The organism is Arthrobacter sulfonylureivorans, assembly GCF_047607445.1.
In the GTDB taxonomy this organism is placed as follows: domain Bacteria; phylum Actinomycetota; class Actinomycetes; order Actinomycetales; family Micrococcaceae; genus Crystallibacter; species Crystallibacter sulfonylureivorans_A.
Genome location: NZ_JBLKRT010000082.1, coordinates 1 through 2075, shown reverse-complemented (window position 1 = coordinate 2075; position 2075 = coordinate 1). Strand labels below are relative to the sequence as shown.

General features: G+C 64.2%; 2 protein-coding genes. One reads left to right on the top strand and one right to left on the bottom strand.

The window, feature by feature from the left end:
- On the top strand, positions 1-281 hold a 281-nt coding region (locus tag ACMX2H_RS18865), incomplete at its 5' end, for a hypothetical protein (RefSeq protein WP_414962802.1).
- Positions 282-529: 248 nt separating this feature from the next.
- Here ACMX2H_RS18865 and ACMX2H_RS18860 read toward each other — a convergent pair.
- Entirely contained in the window at positions 530-1948 is a 1419-nt protein-coding gene (locus ACMX2H_RS18860; RefSeq protein WP_414962804.1) for a glucose-6-phosphate dehydrogenase, read from the bottom strand.
- Positions 1949-2075 lie beyond the last annotated feature (127 nt).

The window sequence follows — 2075 nt, the reverse complement described above, 5'->3', positions numbered from 1 at the left end:
GCGGCAAAACAGTCCTCGAGAACCTGAACGCCCGCTGCAAACCCGGCCACAAAACCAAACACCACGGCGGCGGCACCGTCACCCAAGACGACGACGGCACCCTGCACTACACCACCCGCTCTGGACACACCCACACCACCACCCCCGACGAAAACTGGGCCATCACCTACCCCACACCCAACGACCAACCCCACAACACGACCAACCCCCGAACAACCACCGCAGCAGCCTCCACGGACGGAGACGACGACGAACCATCGGACGAACCGCCGCCATTCTGACGTAGCGTGACGCTATCTGCTCTGTGCAGGCCGGTTGAGTCTGTCCCGGGAGTTGCCTACTGCGGCTATCCCCATGGCGAGACTTGCCCACCGCGGCGGGGTCTAGCTGGACGGCGTTGCCCAAAGCAGTGGTGCCTACGGCGGCCGGCGCTGTCTTTGGCGTTATGCAGCCGACTCGATGCCGATGGCGGTTACTCTCCGCCGGGTGGCGATGCTTATCAGCGGTGCTGTGTATCAGGCGATGCTTATCAGCGGTGCTGTGTATCAGGGGAGAGCGGGGCGTCGCTCCGGGACGTTTCCCAGCCGGCCGGACCAAGGCTGCCGGCCTCGTACTCTTCCAGCGGGACTACGTCCTTTTCCCAGGCTTCCAGGACTGGTTCGACAATCCGCCAGCAGTCCTCGGCGATGTCCCCGCGGACAGACAACAACGGGTCGCCGTGCAGCACGCCCTCCAAGACTTCGCCGTAGGGCAGGAGGTCGGCCGCGTGCAGATCTGCTTCCAGCACGGCCCGGTCCAGCGTGAAGAGGTCACTCGGACCGTTGACATCAATTTCCAACTGCAGGGTTTCGGGCCCGAGGCCGATCCGCAATCGAGTAGGCGAGTCGACACCCTTGAATCCCGCAGGCAGGTGATTGACCGGCTTGAAGGTGATGATGACTTCCTTCTTCGGCTGGGCCAGTGCCTTGCCCGAGCGCAGGATAAACGGCACGCCCGCCCACCGGCTGTTGTTGATGGAGACCTGGACTTCAGCGAGAGTTTCTGTCTTCCGCGAGGGGTCCACGCCCTGTTCCGCGGTGTAGTCGGGGATGTCACGGTCGCCGATGCGGCCTGCGGTGTAGCGGGCCCGGCGGGTGCTTTTGGCGAAATCGGGGTCGACGCTGGCGGCCCGCATCACGCTGCCGATGTGGTCGCGCAGATCGCGTTCCTTGAGTGTGGCCGGCGGGTTCAAAGCAGTCAGTGCCATGACCTGCAATAGATGGCTCTGGATCATGTCCCGCAGGGCCCCAGCGCCGTCGTAGTAGCGGGCACGCCCCTCCAGGGCCAGGGATTCGTCGTAGAAAATCTCCACTCTGGCCACATGGTCATTGCTGAGCAGCGGTTCCAACAGGCGGTTGGCAAAGCGCAGGCCCAGGATGTTGAACACCGTCGACTTGCCAAGGAAATGGTCCACCCGGTGGATGTGGTCCTCCGGTACCAGTTTCAGCAACATCTTGTTCAGCAACTCGGCGGACTCGAGGCTCGTGCCGAAGGGCTTCTCCAGCACCAGACGGGTTCCTTCCGGCACATCCTCGGGCTTGAGCACTTCGCAAGCTTTCTGACTGACCGCGGGCGGCAGAGCGAAGAACACGGCCACCGGGCCGTCCAATTCCGCCAGCAGTTTGGCCAGGACGCCCTCGGCAGTCACGTCCACCGAGTAGTAATGAGTGTCTTGCTGGATGTCGAGCAACTGCTGCCGGCCGTCGTCGTTCGCGGCTTCAGCACACGGATCAAAGGAGCCCTTGACGCGTTCCTGCCATCGAGCGGAGTCCCAGTCATCGGAGCCGGCGCCCACCAGTTTGAGCCCGGCGGTCTTGCCCTGGGCGATCAGCTTGCCCAGCCCCGGCAGCAGCAGCCTCCCGGTCAGATCGCCGGAGGCGCCCAAGATGAGCAGCGTTTGGATCTGCATCGGCCCGCTGGCGTAGGGGGAGGAGGCGTCCTTGGTCTGGGTCTGTTCAGCGCTCACGATTCCCACCTTGCCACGGCTGCGACGCGGAGGGAACGGTACGGCGACGGGTGCCGCGACGCGGCGGGAG

Coding starts and splice junctions, on each gene's coding strand:
- ACMX2H_RS18860 (WP_414962804.1), bottom strand. CDS start 1,948: ATGCAGATCCAAACGCTGCTCATCTTGGGCGCCTCCGGCGATCTGACC.